The sequence below is a fragment of the Pseudomonas sp. BRM28 genome (genome assembly GCF_002939405.1).
Classification (GTDB): domain Bacteria; phylum Pseudomonadota; class Gammaproteobacteria; order Pseudomonadales; family Pseudomonadaceae; genus Aquipseudomonas; species Aquipseudomonas palmensis.
The window spans coordinates 3,042,537-3,062,571 of record NZ_PEFV01000001.1 but is presented as its reverse complement, the minus strand read 5'-3'; the positions used below and the strand labels follow the sequence as shown (position 1 = coordinate 3,062,571).

The 20,035-nt window shown below is 65.2% G+C and carries 16 protein-coding genes; 7 read left to right on the top strand and 9 right to left on the bottom strand.

Annotation, left to right across the window (positions count from 1 at the left end; all coding sequences use genetic code 11):
• Positions 1-22 precede the first annotated feature (22 nt).
• From CR917_RS14485 to glgB, 3 genes are read left to right on the top strand one after another with little or no spacing between them, the layout of a single operon-like run.
• Positions 23-2,029, top strand: a complete 2,007-nt coding sequence (locus CR917_RS14485; protein ID WP_104572526.1) for an alpha-1,4-glucan--maltose-1-phosphate maltosyltransferase — start codon at positions 23-25, stop codon at positions 2,027-2,029.
• A gap of 27 nt (positions 2,030-2,056) precedes the next feature.
• Positions 2,057-5,365 carry a maltose alpha-D-glucosyltransferase gene (treS, locus tag CR917_RS14480; RefSeq protein WP_104572525.1) on the top strand — a complete coding sequence of 1,103 codons (3,309 nt, stop codon included), beginning with the start codon at positions 2,057-2,059 and terminating at the stop codon, positions 5,363-5,365.
• Positions 5,366-7,579: a 1,4-alpha-glucan branching protein GlgB gene (glgB, locus tag CR917_RS14475; protein WP_104572524.1), complete on the top strand. Its 2,214-nt coding sequence runs from the start codon at positions 5,366-5,368 to the stop codon at positions 7,577-7,579.
• A 114-nt stretch (positions 7,580-7,693) separates the two neighbouring features.
• Here glgB and CR917_RS14470 read toward each other — a convergent pair whose 3' ends face one another.
• The 5 genes from CR917_RS14470 to CR917_RS14450 all read right to left on the bottom strand — a co-directional run bounded on the left by CR917_RS14470 (position 7,694) and on the right by CR917_RS14450 (position 14,367).
• Positions 7,694-8,665 (bottom strand): PDR/VanB family oxidoreductase, encoded by a 972-nt coding sequence (locus tag CR917_RS14470; protein WP_043863954.1) that lies wholly within the window; start codon positions 8,663-8,665, stop codon positions 7,694-7,696.
• 23 nt (positions 8,666-8,688) lie between these two features.
• Entirely contained in the window at positions 8,689-10,137 is a 1,449-nt protein-coding gene (locus tag CR917_RS14465) for an NAD-dependent succinate-semialdehyde dehydrogenase (protein WP_104572523.1), read from the bottom strand.
• Positions 10,138-10,182: 45 nt separating this feature from the next.
• Entirely contained in the window at positions 10,183-11,304 is a 1,122-nt protein-coding gene (locus CR917_RS14460; RefSeq protein ID WP_043863952.1) for an aromatic ring-hydroxylating dioxygenase subunit alpha, read from the bottom strand.
• A 153-nt stretch (positions 11,305-11,457) separates the two neighbouring features.
• A complete protein-coding gene (locus CR917_RS14455; protein ID WP_104572522.1) occupies positions 11,458-13,080 on the bottom strand; it encodes a BCCT family transporter in 1,623 nt (540 codons plus the stop codon).
• 195 nt (positions 13,081-13,275) lie between these two features.
• On the bottom strand, positions 13,276-14,367 hold the full coding sequence (locus CR917_RS14450; RefSeq protein WP_043863950.1) for a tartrate dehydrogenase: 1,092 nt from the start codon (positions 14,365-14,367) through the stop codon (positions 13,276-13,278).
• Between the two features lie 99 nt (positions 14,368-14,466).
• Between CR917_RS14450 and CR917_RS14445 the strand changes: the two genes are divergently transcribed.
• Positions 14,467-15,384, top strand: a complete 918-nt coding sequence (locus CR917_RS14445; RefSeq protein WP_104572521.1) for a LysR substrate-binding domain-containing protein — start codon at positions 14,467-14,469, stop codon at positions 15,382-15,384.
• Here CR917_RS14445 and CR917_RS14440 read toward each other — a convergent pair.
• Positions 15,381-15,680 carry an RcnB family protein gene (locus CR917_RS14440; protein WP_043863948.1) on the bottom strand — a complete coding sequence of 100 codons (300 nt, stop codon included), beginning with the start codon at positions 15,678-15,680 and terminating at the stop codon, positions 15,381-15,383. The two genes, CR917_RS14445 and CR917_RS14440, sit on opposite strands and share 4 nt — an antisense overlap.
• A gap of 249 nt (positions 15,681-15,929) precedes the next feature.
• Between CR917_RS14440 and CR917_RS14435 the strand changes: the two genes are divergently transcribed.
• Positions 15,930-16,682 (top strand): outer membrane beta-barrel protein, encoded by a 753-nt coding sequence (locus CR917_RS14435; RefSeq protein WP_104572520.1) that lies wholly within the window; start codon positions 15,930-15,932, stop codon positions 16,680-16,682.
• Between the two features lie 3 nt (positions 16,683-16,685).
• On the opposite strand, the gene CR917_RS14430 is transcribed toward CR917_RS14435, so the two are convergent.
• Complete coding sequence (locus tag CR917_RS14430; RefSeq protein WP_043863946.1) at positions 16,686-17,252, bottom strand: GNAT family N-acetyltransferase; 567 nt, start codon at positions 17,250-17,252, stop codon at positions 16,686-16,688.
• A gap of 130 nt (positions 17,253-17,382) precedes the next feature.
• Between CR917_RS14430 and CR917_RS14425 the strand changes: the two genes are divergently transcribed.
• Positions 17,383-17,919: a hypothetical protein gene (locus CR917_RS14425; RefSeq protein ID WP_104572519.1), complete on the top strand. Its 537-nt coding sequence runs from the start codon at positions 17,383-17,385 to the stop codon at positions 17,917-17,919.
• Between the two features lie 58 nt (positions 17,920-17,977).
• Positions 17,978-18,454, top strand: coding sequence for a GNAT family N-acetyltransferase (locus tag CR917_RS14420; protein WP_043860250.1), 477 nt, complete (start codon positions 17,978-17,980; stop codon positions 18,452-18,454).
• Positions 18,455-18,473: 19 nt separating this feature from the next.
• Here CR917_RS14420 and CR917_RS14415 read toward each other — a convergent pair whose 3' ends face one another.
• Both CR917_RS14415 and lpxO read right to left on the bottom strand, forming a co-directional pair.
• Positions 18,474-18,818 (bottom strand): carboxymuconolactone decarboxylase family protein, encoded by a 345-nt coding sequence (locus CR917_RS14415; RefSeq protein WP_078481264.1) that lies wholly within the window; start codon positions 18,816-18,818, stop codon positions 18,474-18,476.
• A gap of 183 nt (positions 18,819-19,001) precedes the next feature.
• Complete coding sequence (gene lpxO, locus CR917_RS14410) at positions 19,002-19,901, bottom strand: lipid A hydroxylase LpxO (protein WP_043860248.1); 900 nt, start codon at positions 19,899-19,901, stop codon at positions 19,002-19,004.
• Positions 19,902-20,035 lie beyond the last annotated feature (134 nt).

Here is a 20,035-nt window from a genome sequence, read left to right as displayed (position 1 = left end):
CAGCGTAACGGAGCGATGTTCGATGACCCGCGATGAGCCTTTCAGCACCGATGAAACCAGCGAGCACACCCTGACCCTGGCCAGGGCGCTGCTGCTGCCGCGCATAGTGATCGAGAACACCGAACCTGTGCTCGACGCCGGCCAGCATGCGGTCAAGGGTACCGTGGGCGAACAGGTCACCGTTACCAGCAAGATCTTCGCCGACGGCCACGACGTGCTGGCCGTGCGCCTGAGCTGGCGCCGCCTGCAGCACCCCAACTGGCACGAAGTGCCCATGACGCTGCTGGGCAACGACAGCTGGGAGGGGCGCTTCACGGTCAGCGAGGTGGGCCGCCACCTGTTCATGATCGAGGCCTGGATCGACCAGTACGCCAGCTACTGCTACGAGCTGGAGAAGAAATTCGCCGCCGGCGTCGACGTAGGCCTGGAGCTGGAGGAGGGCCGCCGCCACCTGATGCAGAGCGCCGAGCGCAGCAGCGAGCCGCTGCGTGCGCAACTGGAGGCGGTGGCCCTGCAACTGGCCAGCCTGCCTGCCCAGGCCGGCGTCGAGCTGCTGCTGCACGACGACACCCGCGCCCTGATGGGCCGCGCCGACCACCGTGCCTACCTCAGCCGCAGCGCCGAGTTCCCCCTTGAGGTGGAGCGCGAGCGCGCACGCTTTGCCAGCTGGTACGAGCTGTTCCCGCGTTCGGTCACCGACGACCCGGCCCGCCACGGCACCTTCAACGACGTGCATCAGCGCCTGCCGATGATCCGCGACATGGGCTTTGACGTGCTGTACTTCCCGCCCATCCACCCCATCGGCACCCAGCACCGCAAGGGCCGCAACAATGCCTTGCAGGCCGGCCCCGACGACCCCGGCAGCCCCTACGCAATCGGCAGCGCCGACGGCGGGCACGAGGCCATCCACCCGCAGCTGGGCAGCCGCGAAGACTTCCGCCGGCTGGTGGCCGCCGCCGCCGAGCATGGCCTGGAAATCGCCCTGGACTTCGCCATCCAGTGCTCCCAGGACCACCCCTGGCTCACCGAGCACCCGGGCTGGTTCAGCTGGCGCCCCGACGGCACCATCCGCTATGCCGAGAACCCGCCGAAAAAATACCAGGACATCGTCAACGTCGACTTCTATGCCGCCGACGCGGTGCCCGCCCTGTGGCTGGCCCTGCGCGACGTGGTGCTGGGCTGGGTGCAGGAGGGCGTGACCCAGTTTCGCGTGGACAACCCGCACACCAAGCCGCTGCCGTTCTGGGAGTGGCTGATCGCCAACGTGCGCAGCCAGCACCCGCAGGTGATCTTCCTCGCCGAGGCCTTCACCAAGCCGGCGATGATGGCGCGCCTGGGCAAGGTCGGCTATTCGCAGAGCTATACCTACTTCACCTGGCGCAACAACAAGGCCGAGCTGCAACAGTACTTCAGCGAACTCAACCAGCCGCCGTGGTCGTACTGCTACCGCCCCAACTTCTTCGTCAACACGCCGGACATCAACCCGTTCTTCCTGCACGACTCCGGCCGCCCGGGCTTTCTGATTCGCGCAGCGCTGGCCACCATGGGCTCGGGCCTGTGGGGCATGTATTCGGGGTTCGAGCTGTGCGAGGCGGCGGCGATACCGGGCAAGGAGGAATACCTGGACTCGGAGAAGTACGAGATCCGCCCGCGCGACTACACCCAGCCCGGCAACATCATTGCCGAGATCGCCCAGCTCAACCGCATCCGCCGCCAGCACCCGGCGCTGCAGACCCACCTGGGCATCCGCTTCTACAACGCCTGGAACGACAACATCCTGTACTTCGCCAAGGGCGATCCGGCCAGCGGCAGCCTGATCCTGGTGGCCGTCAGCCTCGACCCGCACAACGCCCAGGAGGCGCACTTCGAGTTGCCGCTGTGGGAGCTGGGCCTGGAGGACGACGCCGAAACCTTCGGCGAAGACCTGATGAGCGGCCATCGCTGGAGCTGGTACGGCAAGACCCAGTGGATGCGCATCGAACCCTGGCACCAGCCGTTCGGCATCTGGCGCATCACCCCGGCCCGCTAGCCCCCCGCCAACCAGAAGGAGTCGTACATGGCGAAGAAAGCCCGCCCAGCCACGTTCATCAACGACCCGCTGTGGTACAAGGACGCGATCATCTACCAGGTGCACGTCAAGTCGTTCTTCGACTCCAACGGCGACGGCATCGGTGATTTTCCCGGCCTGATCGCCAAGCTCGACTACATCGCCGAGCTTGGGGTCAACACCCTGTGGCTGCTGCCGTTCTACCCCTCGCCACGGCGCGACGACGGCTACGACATCGCCGCCTACAAGGCCGTGCACAGCGACTACGGCACCCTGGCCGACGTGCGACGCTTCATCGCCGAGGCGCACAAGCGCAACCTGCGGGTGATCACCGAGCTGGTCATCAACCACACCTCCGACCAGCACCCGTGGTTCCAGAAGGCCCGGCGCGCCAAGCCCGGCTCCAGGGCGCGGGACTTTTATGTGTGGTCCGACACCGATACCAGGTACGACGGCACGCGCATCATCTTCCTCGACACCGAGCACTCCAACTGGACCTGGGACCCGGTTGCCGGCCAGTACTTCTGGCACCGCTTCTATTCGCACCAGCCCGACCTCAACTTCGACAACCCGCAGGTGCTCAAGGCGGTGATCGGGGTGATGCGCTACTGGCTCGACCTGGGCGTGGATGGCCTGCGCCTGGATGCCATCCCGTACCTGATCGAGCGCGATGGCACCAACAACGAGAACCTGCCCGAAACCCACCAGGTGCTGAAGAAGATCCGCGCCGAAATCGACGCCAACTACCCCGACCGCATGCTGCTGGCCGAGGCCAACCAGTGGCCCGAGGATACCCAGCTGTACTTCGGCGAAGGGCAGGGCGACGAGTGCCACATGGCCTTTCACTTTCCGCTGATGCCGCGCATGTACATGGCGCTGGCCCAGGAAGACCGCTTTCCGGTCACCGACATCCTGCGCCAGACCCCGGAGATCCCGGCCAACTGCCAATGGGCGATCTTCCTGCGCAACCACGACGAGCTGACCCTGGAGATGGTCACCGACCGCGAGCGCGACTACCTGTGGAACTACTACGCCCAGGATCGTCGCGCGCGCATCAACCTGGGCATCCGCCGGCGCCTGGCACCGTTGCTGCAACGCGACCGGCGCCGGGTCGAGCTGCTGACCAGCCTGCTGCTGTCGATGCCGGGCACCCCGACCCTGTATTACGGTGACGAGATCGGCATGGGCGACAACATCTACCTGGGCGACCGCGACGGCGTGCGCACGCCGATGCAATGGTCCATCGACCGCAACGGCGGCTTCTCCCGCGCCGACCCGGCACGCCTGGTGCTGCCGCCGATCATGGACCCGCTGTACGGCTACCAGTCGGTGAACGTCGAGGCCCAGGCCAGCGACCCGCATTCGCTGCTCAACTTCAACCGTCGCCTGCTGGCGGTGCGCAAGCAGCAAAAGGCCTTTGGCCGCGGCAGCCTGACCATGCTCTCGCCCAGCAACCGCCGCATCCTGGCGTATGTCCGCGAATTCACCGGCAGCGACGGCAAGGGCGAAACCATTCTGTGCGTGGCCAACGTGTCCCGCGCCGCCCAGGCGGCAGAGCTGGACCTCTCGGCCTATGTCGACCAGGTGCCGGTGGAGATGCTCGGCGGCAGCGCGTTCCCGCCGATCGGCCAACTGCCGTTTCTGCTGACCTTGCCGCCCTATGGCTTCTACTGGTTCCTGCTCGCGCCCAGGGACCAGATGCCCAGCTGGCATGTGCAGCCCGCGCAGCCGCTACCGGAGTTCACCACCGTGGTGCTCAAGAAACGCATGGAAGAGCTGCTCGAATCGCCGTCGCGCGACACCCTGCAAGACGCCATCCTGCCGCAGTACCTGCCCAAGCGCCGCTGGTTCGCGGGCAAGGGCGCCGCGCTGGAAAAGGTGCGCATCGCCTATGGCGTGCGCTTCGGTGCGGCCACCAGCCCCGTGCTGCTCAGTGAAATCGAGGTCGACAGCGGCGGGCAGACCAGCCGCTATCAGTTGCCGTTCGGCCTGATCGGCGAAGACCAGCTGACCAGCGCATTGCCCCAGCAACTGGCCCTGTCACGGGTACGCCGGGGGCGCCAGGTGGGCCTGATCACCGATGGTTTCGTGCTCGAAAGCTTCATTCGCGCGGTGCTGGCCGGCTTTGCCGATGGCACGCGCCTGAGCTGCAGCGACGGCGAGTTGCAGTTCCAGGCCACCGAGCAGCTGGCCGCCCTGGAGCTGGGCGACGAGCCGGCGGTGCGCTACCTGTCGGCCGAGCAGTCCAACAGCTCGGTGGTGGTAGGGGGCAGCCTGGTGCTCAAGCTGATCCGCCGGGTCAATGGCGGCATCCACCCCGAGCTCGAGATGAGCGCCTACCTCACTGCCGCCGGCTACCCGAACATATCACCGCTGCTGGGCTGGTTGAGCCGGGTGGACGCCACCGGGCAGCCGCACCTGCTGATGATCGCCCAGGGCTACCTGAGCAACCAGGGCGACGCCTGGGACTGGACCCAGAACACCCTGGAACGCGCGATTCGCGACGAAATGGAACCCGGCATCCAGGCCCCGCAGGCCCATGCCGATGCCTTGCAGGAGCTGCAGGCCTTTGCCGCGCAGCTGGGCCAGCGCCTGGGCCAGATGCACCAGGTGCTGGCCGCGCCCACCCAGGACCCGGCGTTCAAGCCGCGGGTGAGTAGCGTGCGCGATGGCAAGGCCTGGGGCAAGCAGGTCAGTGCCCAGCTCAACCAGGCGTTCGACCTGCTGGAGCAGCACCGCGATGAGCTGGATGCCGACAGCCAGGCGCTGGTCGACGACCTGGGCAAGCAGCGCAAGGGCCTGCTCGAACAGGTCAGCGAACTGGCCATGCAGGCGGTCGGTGGCGTGCTGATACGGGTACACGGCGACCTGCACCTGGGCCAGGTGCTGGTGGTGCAGGGCGATGCCTATCTGATCGACTTCGAAGGCGAGCCGGCGCGCCCGCTGGAGGAGCGACGCGGCAAGCACAGCCCGTACAAGGACGTCAGCGGCGTGCTGCGTTCGTTCGACTATGCTGCTGCGATGGTGTTGCGCAGCGCGTCGGGGGTGGACGTCTCGCCGCCGGCCCGCCAGGCCCGTCAGCGCGTGGCGCGGCGCTACTTGCACCAGGCCCGGCATGCCTTTGTTCAGGCCTACGATCTGGCCACCGCCGACCTGCCGCACGCCTGGGAACAGCCCGGCGGGGCACGCGCGGCGCTGGACCTGTTCAGCCTGGAAAAGGCTGCCTACGAAATTATGTATGAAGCCGAGAATCGCCCGAGCTGGTTGGCCGTGCCCTTGCATGGCCTCCATGGGCTTGTCAGTACGTGGGGAGAATGAATGAGCGCGCACAAGCGGGAACAGGCTGGGTTGGGCACAAGGGATATCGATGACCTGGTCAATGCCAGGCACGGCGACCCGTTCGCGGTGCTCGGGCCGCACCCGGATGGCGCGGGCGGGCAGTGGATACGCGCCTACCTGCCCGATGCCCTGAGTGCCCGGGCGGTGGCCCGCGACAGCGGGCAGGTGCTGCTGGAGTTGGAGCAGGGCAGTGTGCCCGGGCTGTTCAGCGGGCGGTTGCAGCAACCGCAGGCGTACGACCTGCACATCAACTGGGCAGGGGGCGAGCAGGTCACCGAAGACCCCTACAGCTTTACCCAGTTGCTGCTGGGCGAGATGGACCTGTACCTGTTCGCCGAAGGCAATCATCGCGACCTGGCCAAGGTATTCGGCGCGCAGCCCGCGCAGGTGGACGGCATCGACGGGGTGCGCTTTGCGGTGTGGGCGCCGAATGCGCGGCGGGTGTCGGTGGTCGGTCACTTCAACAACTGGGACGGGCGCCGCCACCCGATGCGCAAGCGCGTGCCCAGCGGTGTGTGGGAGCTGTTCATCCCGCGCCTGCAGGCCGGCGAGACGTACAAGTACGAACTGCTCGGGCCCGACGGCATCCTGCCGCTCAAGGCCGACCCGCTGGCACTGGCCACCGAGCTGCCGCCCAGCACCGCCTCGAAGGTGGCCGCCGCGCTGGGCCATGTGTGGCAGGACCAGGGCTGGATGCGCGTGCGTGCGGCGCACCAGGCCACCAACGCGCCGCTGTCGATCTACGAACTGCACGCCGGTTCCTGGCAATGCGAGCTGGATGAAAGCGGTGAAGTGGCCCGCTACTACAACTGGCGCGAACTGGCCGAGCGGCTGGTGCCCTACATCCAGGAGCTGGGCTTCACCCATATCGAGCTGATGCCGATCATGGAGCATCCGTTTGGCGGCTCGTGGGGCTACCAGCCGTTGTCGATGTTCGCGCCCACCGCGCGCTATGGCACGGCCGAGGATTTCGCCGCGTTCATCGACGCCTGCCACCAGGCCCACATCGGCGTGATCCTCGACTGGGTGCCGGCGCATTTTCCCACCGACGAACATGGGCTGGCGCAGTTCGACGGCACCGCACTGTATGAGTACGCCAACCCGCTGGAGGGCTTCCACCAGGACTGGGACACGCTGATCTACAACCTGGGGCGCAACGAGGTGCACGGCTTCATGCTGGCTTCGGCATTGCACTGGCTCAAGCATTTTCACATCGACGGGCTGCGGGTGGATGCGGTGGCCTCGATGCTGTACCGCGACTACTCGCGCAAGGCCGGCGAATGGGTGCCCAACCGCCACGGCGGGCGCGAGAACCTGGAGGCCATCGATTTTCTGCGCCACCTCAACGACGTGGTGGCCCAGGAGGCGCCGGGGGCGCTGGTGATCGCCGAGGAATCCACTGCCTGGCCGGGTGTCAGCCAGCCGACCCAGCAGGGCGGCCTGGGTTTCAACTACAAGTGGAACATGGGCTGGATGCACGACACCCTGCATTACATCCAGAACGACCCGATCCACCGTGCGCATCATCACAACGAGATGAGCTTCGGCCTGATCTACGCGTATTCCGAGCATTTCATCCTGCCGATTTCCCATGACGAGGTGGTGCACGGCAAGCACTCGCTGATCGACAAGATGCCGGGCGACCGCTGGCAGAAGTTCGCCAACCTGCGCGCGTACCTGGCCTTCATGTGGTGCCATCCGGGCAAGAAGCTGCTGTTCATGGGCTGCGAATTCGGCCAGTGGCGCGAGTGGAACCATGACGCGGAACTGGACTGGTACCTGTTGCAGTACCCCGAGCACAAGGGTGTGCAGTCGCTGGTGGCCGACCTGAACCGGCTGTACCGCGACGAGAAGGCGCTGCATCAGCAGGACTGCGTGCCGCAAGGGTTCCAGTGGCTGATCGGCGACGATGCGCGCAACAGCGTGTATGCGTGGCTGCGCTGGAGCGCCGAGGGCGAGCCGTTGCTGGTGGTGGCCAACTTCACGCCGGTGCCGAGGGAGGGTTATCGCATCGGGGTGCCGTTTGGCGAACAGTGGGTGGAGGTGCTCAACAGCGATGCCCAGGTGTATGCCGGGTCCAACTACGGCAACCTCGGGGCGGTGAGCAGCGAGGCCTTGCCCAGCCATGGGCAGCCGCTGTCGCTGGCGGTGAACCTGCCGCCACTGGCGGTGCTGGTGCTGCGCCCGGCTTGAGACCTTGGGCCTGCTGCGCAGGCCATTCGCGGGTCAAGCCCGCTCCCACAGGGATTGCAGTGTTTTCAGGAACTGCGCTGCACCTGTGGGAGCGGGCTTGACCCGCGATTCGATCTACAGGTCCAGCACCAGCCGGGCCGTGCGCGCCCGCGACACGCACAGCATCATGCTCTGCTGCGAAGCCTTCTCTTCATCGCTCAGGTACTGGTCGAAATGCTCGGCCTCACCCTCCAGAATCATGGTCTCGCAGGTGCCGCACACACCCTCGCGGCACAGGCATTCCACCTTGGCCGCCTTGGATTTCTCGATGGCCTGCAAGATGGTCATGCCTTCCTCCACCTGCAACTCCTGCCCCGAGCGCGCCAGCACCACGGTAAACGCCGCACCGGTCACCGGCGCCGCGGCAAACTGCTCCCAGTGCACGCGCTGCTCGGCAATGCCCAGCGATGCTGCGGTGGCGATCACCGCATCGATCAGCGGCTTGGGCCCGCACACATACACATGCGCCGCGTCATCCAGGCCCGCAAACAGCGTGGCCAGGTCCAGCTTGCGCTCCAGGCTGTCGATGTAGAACTGCGTGTTGGCCGCATGCGGCCCGCTGCTCAGTTCGGCCTGGAACGCGCCATGCTCGGGGCTGCGAAAGGCATAGTGCAGCTCGTAGGCGGTGCTGCCGGCCTCCAGTTCATGCAACTGCGCCAGAAACGGCGTGATGCCGATGCCGCCGGCGATCAGTACGTGGCGGCCCGCGCTCGGGTCCAGTGCGAACAGGTTGTTGGGGCTGGAGATGGTCAGCACGCTGCCCACCTCGACCTGCTGGTGCATGAACGCCGAGCCGCCCTTGGACTGCTCTTCAAGGCGCACGCCGATCTGGTAGCTGCGGGTGTCGCGCGGGTCGCTCATCAGTGAGTAGGCGTTGCTGAACTGGCGCCCGTCGGCGCCCTGCATCTGCACGATCACGTGGCTGCCACCGGTAAATGCCGGCATCGGCGCGCCGTCCTCACGGGCCAGGGTGAAGCGCTTGATCAGCGGCGTCGCCTGCTCGACGGCGGTTACCTGCACACTGAACATCTCGTATTTGTTGGCCATGATTCACCTCGACTGCCACTGGCTCACACGGCCAGGCACAGGTACTTGATTTGCAGATAGTCTTCGATGCCGTAGCGCGAGCCTTCGCGGCCCAGGCCCGACTGCTTGACGCCGCCAAACGGCGCCACTTCATTGGAGATCAGCCCGGTATTGATACCGACCATGCCGTACTCCAGTGCCTCGGCCACCTTGAACACCCGGGCGATGTCGCGGCTGTAGAAGTACGCCGCCAGGCCATACAGGGTGTCGTTGGCCTGGGCGATCACCTCTTCGTCGCTGCGAAAGCGCACGATGGCCGCCACCGGGCCGAAGATCTCGTCCTGCAACAGCTGGGTGCCCGGCGCAATGTTGGCCAGCACCGTGGGTGCGAAGAAGTTGCCGCCCAGCGCATGGGCTTCGCCGCCCAGCAGCAGGTCGGCGCCCTTGGCCACGGCGTCGTCGATCAGGCTGCGCACCTTGGCCACGGCCTTGTCGCTGATCAGCGGGCCGACCTGGCTCGCGGCGCTGGTGCCGTGGCCCACGCCCAGGGCGCGCACGCGCTCCACGAAGCGTTCGGTGAACTGCGCATACACGCTGTCATGCACGTAGAAACGGTTGACGCATACGCAGGTCTGGCCGGCGTTGCGGTACTTGGCTGCCAGCGCGCCTTCGACGGCGGCGTCGATGTCGGCATCGTCGAACACGATGAACGGCGCGTTGCCGCCCAGTTCCAGCGACACCTTCTTGATGCTCTGGGCACACTGGCCCATCAGCAGCCGGCCGATCGGGGTGGAGCCGGTAAAGCTCAGCTTGCGCACGGCCGGGTGCCCGGTGAACTGGGCGCCAATGGCCACCGCATCACCGGTGACCACGCTGAACACCCCGGCCGGGATGCCTGCACGTTCGGCCAGCTCCACCAGCGCCAGGGCGCAGAAGGGGGTTTCGTTGGCCGGCTTGACCACGATGGTGCAGCCGGCGGCCAGGGCCGGGGCCACCTTGCGCGTGATCATCGCCGCCGGGAAGTTCCACGGGGTGATGGCGGTGCACACGCCGATGCCCTGCTTGATCACCAGCAGGCGCTTGTCGTTGGAAGGGCTGGGGATGACATCGCCGTAGACGCGCTTGCCTTCCTCGGCAAACCATTCGATGAACGAGGCCGCGTAGCGGATCTCGCCCAGTGCCTCGTGCAGTGGCTTGCCCTGCTCGAAGGTCATCAGCCGGGCCAGGTCGTCTTCGTGTTGAAGCAGCAGTTCGAACCAGCGGCGCAGCACCTGCGCGCGGTCCTTGGCGGTGCGCTCGCGCCAGCCTTGCAGCGCGGCCTCGGCGGCTTCGATGGCGCGTACCGTCTCGGCGCCGCCCATCAGCGGCACGCTGCCCAGGCGCTCGCCGTTGGCCGGGTCGCAGACCTCGACCTGACGACCGTCGTCGGCATCGCACCAGTGGCCGTTGATGTACGCCTGTTGGCGCATCAGTGTGGGATCGTTGAGTTTCACGCAAGGCACTCCATGCCGCCCCCGGCGTACCGGGGGCGGGCGTTGTCAGTCGTTGAGGTGGGCGACGGCGATCAGGTTGTGGAAGTGGGCGATGCCGTGCTCGCTCATGCCGCTGCGCTCACGGTCGGCCATGATCCGGCCCTGGCCACGGTAGCCGCGGGACTTGAGGCCCTTCTGCACGCTTTCGACCAGGCGCAGGTCCTCGGGGCGGAACACCTCGCGGTACCAGTCGATGAGTTTCTGCTGCTCTTCGGTGATGTCCTTGTTCAGGAAGTACACGTCGTAGTGCTGCAGGGTGGTTTCGGCGTCGACCGGGAACTCGTAGATCACGGTCATGAAGTTCGCGCCTGGCGGCACGTTGAACATGGTGCACGGCCATGCCCAGAAGCCGGCGAAGGAGGGGTCCTTGACGCTTTCGTCGAACTTGAACGACTGCTCCGACGGCTTGGCCAGGCCATATTGCAGGGTCCAGTTGCCGTAGGTGGTGTGGCTGTACTGGCCGACGTCCACCGAGTCGGAGAAGCCCGGGTGCGCCGGGGCGCAGTGGTAGCACTCCAGGTAGTTGTCGACGATGGACTTCCAGTTGGCCGGGGTATCGCTGACGAAACGTGCTGCCAGGTGCAGGTCGTCGATCACCGCGCAGGCCTGGCGCATGCGTGCCTGCAGGCCGGGCAGCTGGTCTTCGACGCTGCCGGCGTCCATGTCCATGTTGATGAAGATGAAGCCTGCGTACTCTTCCACGCGCAGCTGCACCAGGGTGGAGTTCTGCTTGTCGAAGTTGACCACGTTCTCGCAGTTGCGTGCGTGGGCCAGTTCGCCGTCGAGCTTGAAGGTCCAGGCGTGGTACGGGCAGGTGATCACGTTCTTGGCCTTGCCGCTGCCGCTGAGCAGCTGGTGGCCACGGTGCGGGCACACGTTGTAGAAGGCGCGCAGCACGCTGTCGCGACCACGCACCACGATGATGCTCTCGCCGATGATCTCGCGGGTGATGTAGGCGTTGTTCTCGGCCACTTCGCTGCGATGACCCACGCAGATCCAGCTGCGCGCGAAGATGTTCTCTTTCTCGTGCTCGAACACCGCAGGCTGGGTGTAGAACTTGGCCGGAATGGTGAAGGCCTCGTCTGCGCTGGCGCAGAAATCGGCGGGCAGGCGTTTGAAGTCGTTCATTGCTATCTCCTCACGGGGGCGTCCAGCCAGGCCGGCGCACCGTTGTTCAATTGGCTTTTACTTATTGGTTTACGTGTATCTATTGGTTAACAGAACAGGCAAAAAAAAGGACCGTCAGGCCTGCATCCGTGCAGGTGGGTCGGGGTCAGCGACTCAGCGGGCCGTCGCGGTTACCGGGGCCGCTGCGGGTTGTTCAACGGGTTCAGGCTGTTCGGGCTGCTCGCCGGCCAGGCGCGCGGCCTCTTCCTCGATGCGGTGGGCCGGCACCTGGCCGTAGTCCTGCAGCATCCACTTGAAGAAGCCGTAGATCTTGATCAGCAGGATCACCATGAACGGGATCGCGGTCAGCACCACGGCGGTCTTCATGGTCGACAGCGACGCCTTGGCGAACAGCATGGCCAGCGGTACCAGGGTTAGCACCACGCACCAGAACAGACGGTGGGTGGGGGTGGGGTCGTCGCCTTCGCGCAGGTTGCGGGTACTGGTGGCCGCCACGGCATAGGCGGCAGCGTCCATGTGCGAGGCGCAGAACACCGCCATGATGAACAGGTACACGCCCAGGAACACCTTGCCCATCGGCAGTGCTGTCAGCAGGGCACTGACCGCCGATTCGCCGCCTTGCTCGCTGAGGATCTTCGGTACGTCGATGGCGCCGTTGATGAACTGGTGCATGCTGTAGCTTTCCAGCGCGCCAAAGAAGAACCAGCAGCCCACGCTGCCACCGGCGAGCAGGGCGAACACCACTTCCTTGAGCTGGCGCCCACGGGACACACGGGTCACGAACATGGCCACGCCCGGGGCATAGGACACCCACCACAGCCAGTAGAACACCGTCCAGTTGCGGGTGAACGCGCCGTCGCCGGCCGGGTCGGTGAACAGGCTCATGCGCACATAGTTCTGCACCATCAGGCCGATGGAGTTGGCGGTGTTGTTGATGGTGAACTGGGTCGGGCCCACCAGCAGCACCACGCCGGCGAACACCAGCGCGCCGATGCACACCATCTTGCTCAGGCGCTGCAGGCCGCCATCGATGCCGATGTAGGAACTGAGCGAGAACAGGATGGCCACTGCACCGATCACCATCAGTTGCACGGTGAAGGTGTCGGGGGTGCCGGCCAGGTCATGCAGGCCGCGGGTCAGGGTCGAGGCGGTGAGCGCCAGCGACACGGTCAGCGCGCCCATCATGGTCAGCAGGAAGATCAGGTCCACGGTGCGACCGATCGGGCCGGTGGCCTTGAAGCCGGTCACCGCCTCGACGATCGAGGCCAGGTTCAGGCCGCTCTTCTTGCGCACGTGGAAGTGATAGGCCATGGCCAGCGAGGCCAGGGCATAGATCGACCAGGCGCTGATGCCCCAGTGGAAGAACGAGTAGCTGACGCTGTATTCCAGCGCCTGGCTCGATTGCGCGGCAATGTTCAGACCAGGGGTCTGGTAGTAGTAGGCCCATTCCATCACGCCCCAGTACAGGGTCGAGGACCCCATGCCGGCACAGATGAACATGAACACCCAGGTGGGGGTGGAGTACTCGGGCTTGCCGCTGCCGAAGCGGATGTTGCCGTACTTGCTGAACGCCAGATACAGCACGGCCAGCGAACTGCCGAATACCAGCACCTGGACACTGGTGCCGAAGGTACGGGTGGCAATCTCGAACAACTGGTTGGCGGCCTGTTCGGCCTGGGAGGGAAACACGGCGAGGCCGATCACGGTGAGCAGCACGGCAATCAGGCTCACGGTAATCAGGAACACATCTATCTGTTTTTTATTCTTGTGCGACATCATCGTCTCCTGGACGTTGGCGTTCTTATCTGTACCCGGCAGGCAATCCGGGGGGTAATGCGGTAAAGCGTCCTCCTTCTGTTAACTATAAGTTAACTACTATCTTTTGGTTAACAGATTCTGCCTAGAATCTTGTGGGCTCGCAAGAGGTGACGGGCCGGATTGTCTGGCAATTCAGACAACCGGCCCGTTGTTTCACCCTTCGATCAGCGCGGTGATGGCCTGGCCGACCTGTTGGGTGGACTTCTGCCCGCCCATGTCGCGGGTGGTGTCGCCGGCGGCGATCACGCGCTCGATGGCGCCAAGGATGTCGTCGTGGGCGGCGCGGTAGCGCGGGTCGGCGCCGTCATTGCCGAGGAACTCCAGCATCAGCGCCCCGGACCAGATCATCGCGATCGGGTTGGCGATGTTCTGGCCGAAGATATCCGGCGCCGAGCCGTGGACCGGTTCGAACAGCGACGGGAACCTGCGCTCGGGGTTGAGGTTGGCCGACGGTGCGATGCCGATGGTGCCGGCGCAGGCCGGGCCCAGGTCGGAGAGGATGTCGCCGAACAGGTTGGAAGCCACCACCACGTCGAAGCGGTCCGGCTGCAGCACGAAGCGTGCGCAGAGGATGTCGATGTGCTGCTTGTCCCAGCTGATCTCGGGGTAGTTGGCGGCCATCGCGGCGGTGCGCTCGTCCCAGTACGGCATGCTCACGGCCATGCCGTTGGACTTGGTGGCCGAGGTCACGTGCTTGCGCTCACGGGTCTGCGCCACGTCGAAGGCATACTTGAGAATGCGGTCGACGCCGCGGCGGGTGAACACCGACTCCTGCAGCACGAACTCGTTTTCGGTGCCTTCGAACATGCGACCGCCCAGCGAGGAGTACTCGCCCTCGGTATTCTCGCGGATCACCACGAAGTCGATGTCGCCCGGCTCGCGACCGGCCAGCGGGCAGGGTACGCCGGGGAACAGGCGCACCGGACGGATGTTCACGTACTGGTCGAAGTCGCGGCGGAACTTGAGCAGCGAGCCCCACAGCGAGATGTGGTCCGGCACCTTGTCGGGCCAGCCTACCGCACCGAAGTACAGCGCATCGAAGCCCTTGAGCTGCTCGAACCAGTCATCGGGCATCATCTTGCCGTGGGCCAGGTAATAGTCGCAGCTGGCCCACTCGAAGAATTCGAACTGGATGTCCAGGCCGTGCTTGCGCGCGGCGGCTTCGACCACGCGGATGCCCTCGGGCAGCACTTCGTTTCCGATACCGTCGCCAGGAATGGCGGCAATCTTGAAGGTCTTGGTCATGGCGGCTCACTCGTTGTTGTTTGGGAACAGGTGAGCGCATGCTATAAGCCATCGGGTCAGAGATAATCTCGCCCAACATGAATTCTTTGTGCACATATCGTGAATAGTCTGCCCAACCTCGAAGACCTCAACATTTTTGTCCAGGTGGCCAAGCGCGCCAGCTTTGCCGCGGTGGCCGAGCAACTGGGCATGTCGGCCGCGTTCATCAGCAAGCGTGTGCGCCTGCTCGAGCAGCAGATGGGCGTGCGCCTGCTGCACCGCACCACGCGGCGGGTGTCGCTGAGCGAGGAGGGCGAGCGGGTCTACCAGTGGGCCTTGCAAATCTTCGAGACGGTGCAGCGCATGGGCGACGACATCAGCACCCAGCACCGCGTGCCGGTGGGCCAGTTGCGTATCGCCAGCAGCCTGGGCCTGGGCCGGCGCTTCGTGGCGCCGGCGCTATCGGAGCTGGCCGAGCGCTACCCGCAGCTGGATATCCGCCTGGACGTGCACGACCGCCTGGTGGACCTGATCGAGGAGGGGGTAGACCTGGATATCCGCGTGGGCAACGTGATTGCCCCGCACCTGATCGCCAAGCCGCTGGCCCACAACCGGCGCGTGCTGTGCGCCGCACCGGGCTACCTGCAACGGCGCGGCACGCCGCGCCAACTGGCCGAGTTGAGCAGCCATGACTGTTTGGTGATCAAGGAGCGTGACCACCCGTTCGGCGTCTGGCAACTACAGGGGCCGCAGGGCGAGCAGAGCGTGCGGGTGACCGGCGGGCTGTCGACCAACCACGGCGAGGTGGCGCACCAATGGTGCCTGGACGGGCGGGGGATACTGCTGCGTTCGTACTGGGATGTGCACGACAGCCTGGCCGATGGCCGGCTGGTGCCGGTGCTGGAGGACTATCACCAGGCGGCGGACATCTGGGCGGTATACACCTCGCCCCTGGCCAGCTCGGCGAAAGTACGCGTGGCGGTCGAGTTCCTGCGCCAGTACTTCGCCGAGCGCTACAGCCTGCCGGCGCTGGGTTAGCCCTTGGCGGGCACGATCTTCTTGATGGTGCCGTTGGTGATTTCGATCAGCACGTAGTTGTCCTGGATCTTGACCCACTGGCTGTCTTCGTCGGGCTGGCTCAGGCCCTTTTCCTTCCAGCCGCGCAGGGCCATGTCGTCGCGCTTGTAGAGGTCGGGGGCCTTGTCGTGCACCTTCAGCTCGCGGGTCGGAGACTCGGGGGCGACCACGCTGGGCTCGGCGGCCTGGGCCGGGAGCTGGACCAGCGCGACACTGCCGAGCAGGGCAAGGGTGGTGAACAGTTTGCGTGCAGTCATGCGGTACTCCTGATGGCTGGGGCTTGAAGAATCGGACTGCGCGCTGCTGCAAACATTCAATCGGCTGTATATCTGCGGCGTTGCCTTCGCTGGCAATGCCAGCTCCCACAGGGTTTTGTGAACGCCCGACACGGTTTCTGTGACACAACCCGCACCCCAGAGCCTTCGTCTGAACTTTTTGAAACGCCCGGGGTTCGAAAGGTCGCATTCGACCCCGAGTGCCTTTCACATAAATGGAGACTGAAAGTGATGTCCAAGCGATTCGGCAACCTGCTGCTCAAGACCTCGGCCCTGGCGGTACTGGCCGCCCCCCTGAGTGCGCTGGCCGCAGCCCCCACCGACCCGATTGCAACCTTTGGTGTTCTCGGCGCCTACAACAAGTTCAAGCTCGAAGGCGGCAGCGAGTCCGATACCGACCGCATGGGTGAAGGCGGCCTGTTCTTCAACTTCGGCAACAAGCTCACCGCTGAATCCGGCTTCATCTACCAGGCCGGTGTCGACCTCAAGTACGGCGACCACAACGACACCAAGCTCAAGGAAGGCCAGGCCGACGTGGACCTGGGCTGGCGCGCCGCGATCGATGCGCGCAACTCGATCGACCTGATCGTGGGCGGCGGCTACAACTGGTCGCGCTACGAGCTGGAATCCAACGGCTACGACATGAAGCTGACCGGTCGCACCCCCTTCGCCAAGGCCGCGCTGGGCTACAACCACCAGTTCGACGACATGACCCTGCGCCTGGAAGCCGGTGCACGCCGTTCGCTGGACAGCAAGGCCAAGCTGCATGTCGAAGACGTGGGCAACGACACCGTCGACCTCAAGGACCGTACCAACCCCTATGCCGAAGTCAGCCTGCTGATGAACCAGAAGGGCTCGATGCCGGTGATGGCCGGCCTGTACTACACCCGCACCGAGTACAAGCTGGACGAAGACTCGGAAGTGGCCGACAACATCAAGCTCAAGCGTGACGAGTTCGGCATCAAGGTCGGCCTTGCGTTCTAAGGGCTAGCGCCCGCGCTTGCGCGACACCACCGCCTCGATGTTCTTGCGCCCGATCAGCCTTGGCTGTTCGGGCGCAGTCATTTCACCCAGCCACTTGTACATCACCAGGCAGTCGACCAGGCCCAGGCGCGCATGCTGGTAGGCCCTGGGCAGGCGCCCGACGGTCTCGAAGCCCAGCGCGTGCCACAGCGCCACGGCCACCTCGTTGCTGGCCACCACCGAGTTGAACTGCATGGCCAGGAAGCCCTCGTTGCGTGCCAGGCGCTGGGAGTGCTCGCACATCAGCCGCGCCACGCCGCGCCCGCGGGCGGCCTCGGCGACCATGTAGCCGCAGTTGCTCACATGGCTGCCGGGGCCTGCGGCATTGGCCTTGAGGTAGTACGCGCCCAGCAACTGGCCCTCGTCCTCGACCACCAGCGTGTGCAGCGGCACCTCCAGCCACAGGTGCCGGGCCTGCTCCAGGCTCAGGTTCGGGTCGTAGGCGTAGGTCTCCCGCGCCGCGATCACGGCCTGGAAAGTGGGCCAGAAGCGGTCGAAATCGGCGGCGGTCATCGGGCGGATCTGCAGCATGGGAATCCTTGGCGGGCGAAGGGGGCGGGTGGGGCGCCATTCTAAGGATTGCGCCCCGACCGGCGCAATCAACTGAACGCTGGCGCCGGGGCGGGCTCCAAATTCGACCACTGGTTGCGGATACCCAGACATGTCGAAAATCATCACCCAGCCCTTGCCCGTGCAATCGAGCGACGAAGACGACCCGTTGCTGTTCGGCTCGCCCAAGGAGCGCCTGGACTTCTACCGGCGCGAGATCCAGTACGAAACCAGCCTGCTGTCCAACCGGACCAACGCCTACCTCACGGCGCAGTCGTTCCTGGTGATCGCCTTTGCCTCGTCGATGGCCAACCTCAACCCCGAATGGGGCAAGCTGTTCACCCTGGTGGTGCCGTGCCTGATGGCGCTGCTTGGCATCGTCAGTTCGCTCAACGCCTGGCCGGGCATACGCGCGGCCTACCTGATCATCGATCACTGGCACTTCAAACAGAGCAACCTGCTGCACAGCAAGCCGGCCATGGGCCTGGCCTACGACGAATCGCCGCTGTTCAACGAGCTGGAATCGAGCCACAAGGGCTTTTGCAAGTCGCTGCTGTTCTCCATGCGCACGCCCTGGCTGTTCATCGGCTTCTGGCTGTTGCTGGGCACCTTCTGCCTGTACATCCAGTTCACCAACCCGGGTGGTTGAGGCCACCGTGCAGGCCGGCTAGAGTGGCGGCTCATGCATTCACAGGGGAAGGGAACCCATGGAGTCGATCACCTTGCGCGCGGCCCGGGCCGGCGATGGGGCAGCGGTGTTTGCGGTGACGCACCAGTCGATCACGCAATTGGCGGGTGGGCGCTATTCGGATGAGCAGTTGCGCGGCTGGATGGGCCAGCGAACCCATGAGGATTACGAGCGTTCCATTGCCAAGGGCTCGATGGTGGTGGCATGTCAGGGTGAGACGGTGGTCGGTTTTGTCGACGCTGAACCTGGCGAAGTCACGCGCCTGTTCGTGCTGCAGCAGGCGGCCGGCCAGCAACTGGGCAGCCGCCTGCTGGAGGCGGGCCTGGCCAAGGCCCGGGCGCCGGGCGTGGAGGTGATCAAGGTCGAGTCCACGCTCAATGCCGAGGGCTTCTATCAGCGTCACGGGTTTGTCGCCAAGGGGCGCGACTTCTTCTCCCACGGGGTGGGCGGCGACCCGATCGAGGTGGTGCTGATGGAGCGGCCTGCGCAGCCATGAGCGCAGGCCCCGGGCCGGGTTACTCCCCGGCCTTGCCCACCGCATCCAGTGCGCGCGCCGAGTACACCAGGGCGGCGCCGGCGTTCATCGCCACGGCCACGCCCAGGGCCTCGGCGATTTCCTCACGGGTGGCGCCTTGCTTGACCGCCTGCGCCGAGTGCACGGCAATGCAGCCGTCGCAGCGGGTGGTCACCGCCACGGCCAGGGAGATCAGCTCGCGGGTCTTTGCGTCCAGGTGGTTGGTCTTGGCCCCGGCGCCGCTGGCGGTCATGTAGCCGTCGACCGTGCCGGGCGAGAGTTGCTTGAGGTCGCCGATACCGGCCATCAGCTGTTTGCGGTAGCCATCCCAGTCCATCATGCTCATCGTCTTCACCTTTTTGTGTTGCGACAAAATGAACAGTGAAGCTAGTTTTTTCGGCACTGGGGCGCCGTTGGTCGATGGTCGGGGTGGGGGCGTACTTTGGTAGGGGCCGTTTTGCCGCAAGGCCGGCCCCTACAGGCTCACGCGCCGTCTGCAGGAGCCGGCCTTACCGGCGAAAGGGCCACCTCAGATATAGATGAACACCAGCAGCAACAGCGCCACCACCGCCCACTTCTCCAAGTAGTAGCGCAGCCGGTTGCGCTTCTTCAGCGCCTTGCCGCGCTCGCGGATCTTGTAGATGCGCGTGAACAGCCGGTTGATCCCGCCGGTCTTGTCGCCCGCATCGTTCGGCGCCGCAGCGGCGGCCATCACCTTGCGGCTGAACCAGCGGTTGAACGCCGTCGCCCAGCGGTACTTCAGCGGTCGCTCCACATCACAGAACAGGATGATGCGATTGTGCTCGGTGTGGTTGGCCGCGTAGTGGATGTAGGTTTCGTCGAACATCACCGCCTCGCCGTCGCGCCAGTGGTAGTTCTCGCCGTCGACGCAGATATAGCAGGCCTCGTCGTTGGGCGTGTCCAGCCCCAGGTGGTAGCGGTAGGAGCCGGCATACGGGTCACGATGGCGCACAAGTTTGGAGCCCGGCGGCAGGGTGGCGAACATCGCCGCCTTGACCGTGCCGATGCCCTGCAGCAGTTCGGTGGTGCGTGGGCACAGCTTCATGGCCGACGGGTGGCTTTCGCCGTACCACTTCAGGTAGAAGCGCTTCCAGCCGCTCTTGAAGAACGAGTTGAAGCCGACGTCGTCATGGCTCTGCGAACTCTTGATTTCGCCCACGTGCAGCAGTTGCTGGGCTTCGGCACGAATTTCCTGCCAGTTGTCCTGCAGCGGCTTGAGCTCGGGGAAGGCCTCCACCGGCAGGTAGGGCTTGGCCGGCAGCCGGGAGAACAGGTAGAGGAACACGTTGATCGGGGCCAGGAAGCTGGAGTGATCGCCCAGCTGGCGGGTGAGCTTGTGCCGCACGCGCCCGCGCAGGTGCACGTAGGCGATGGAGAAGACAAACAGTAGAACGAGAAAGATTTTCATGGTCGATTAACAGGTCGATGTGGCTATGCGCCATGGCATGAGCAGGCCAGCATAAACAATCAACCGCGTGCTTTGTACATATTGTTACGTTTTGGGGTGCCGACCTTTGGCTAGGTCGGCGGTCGTTCGGCAGG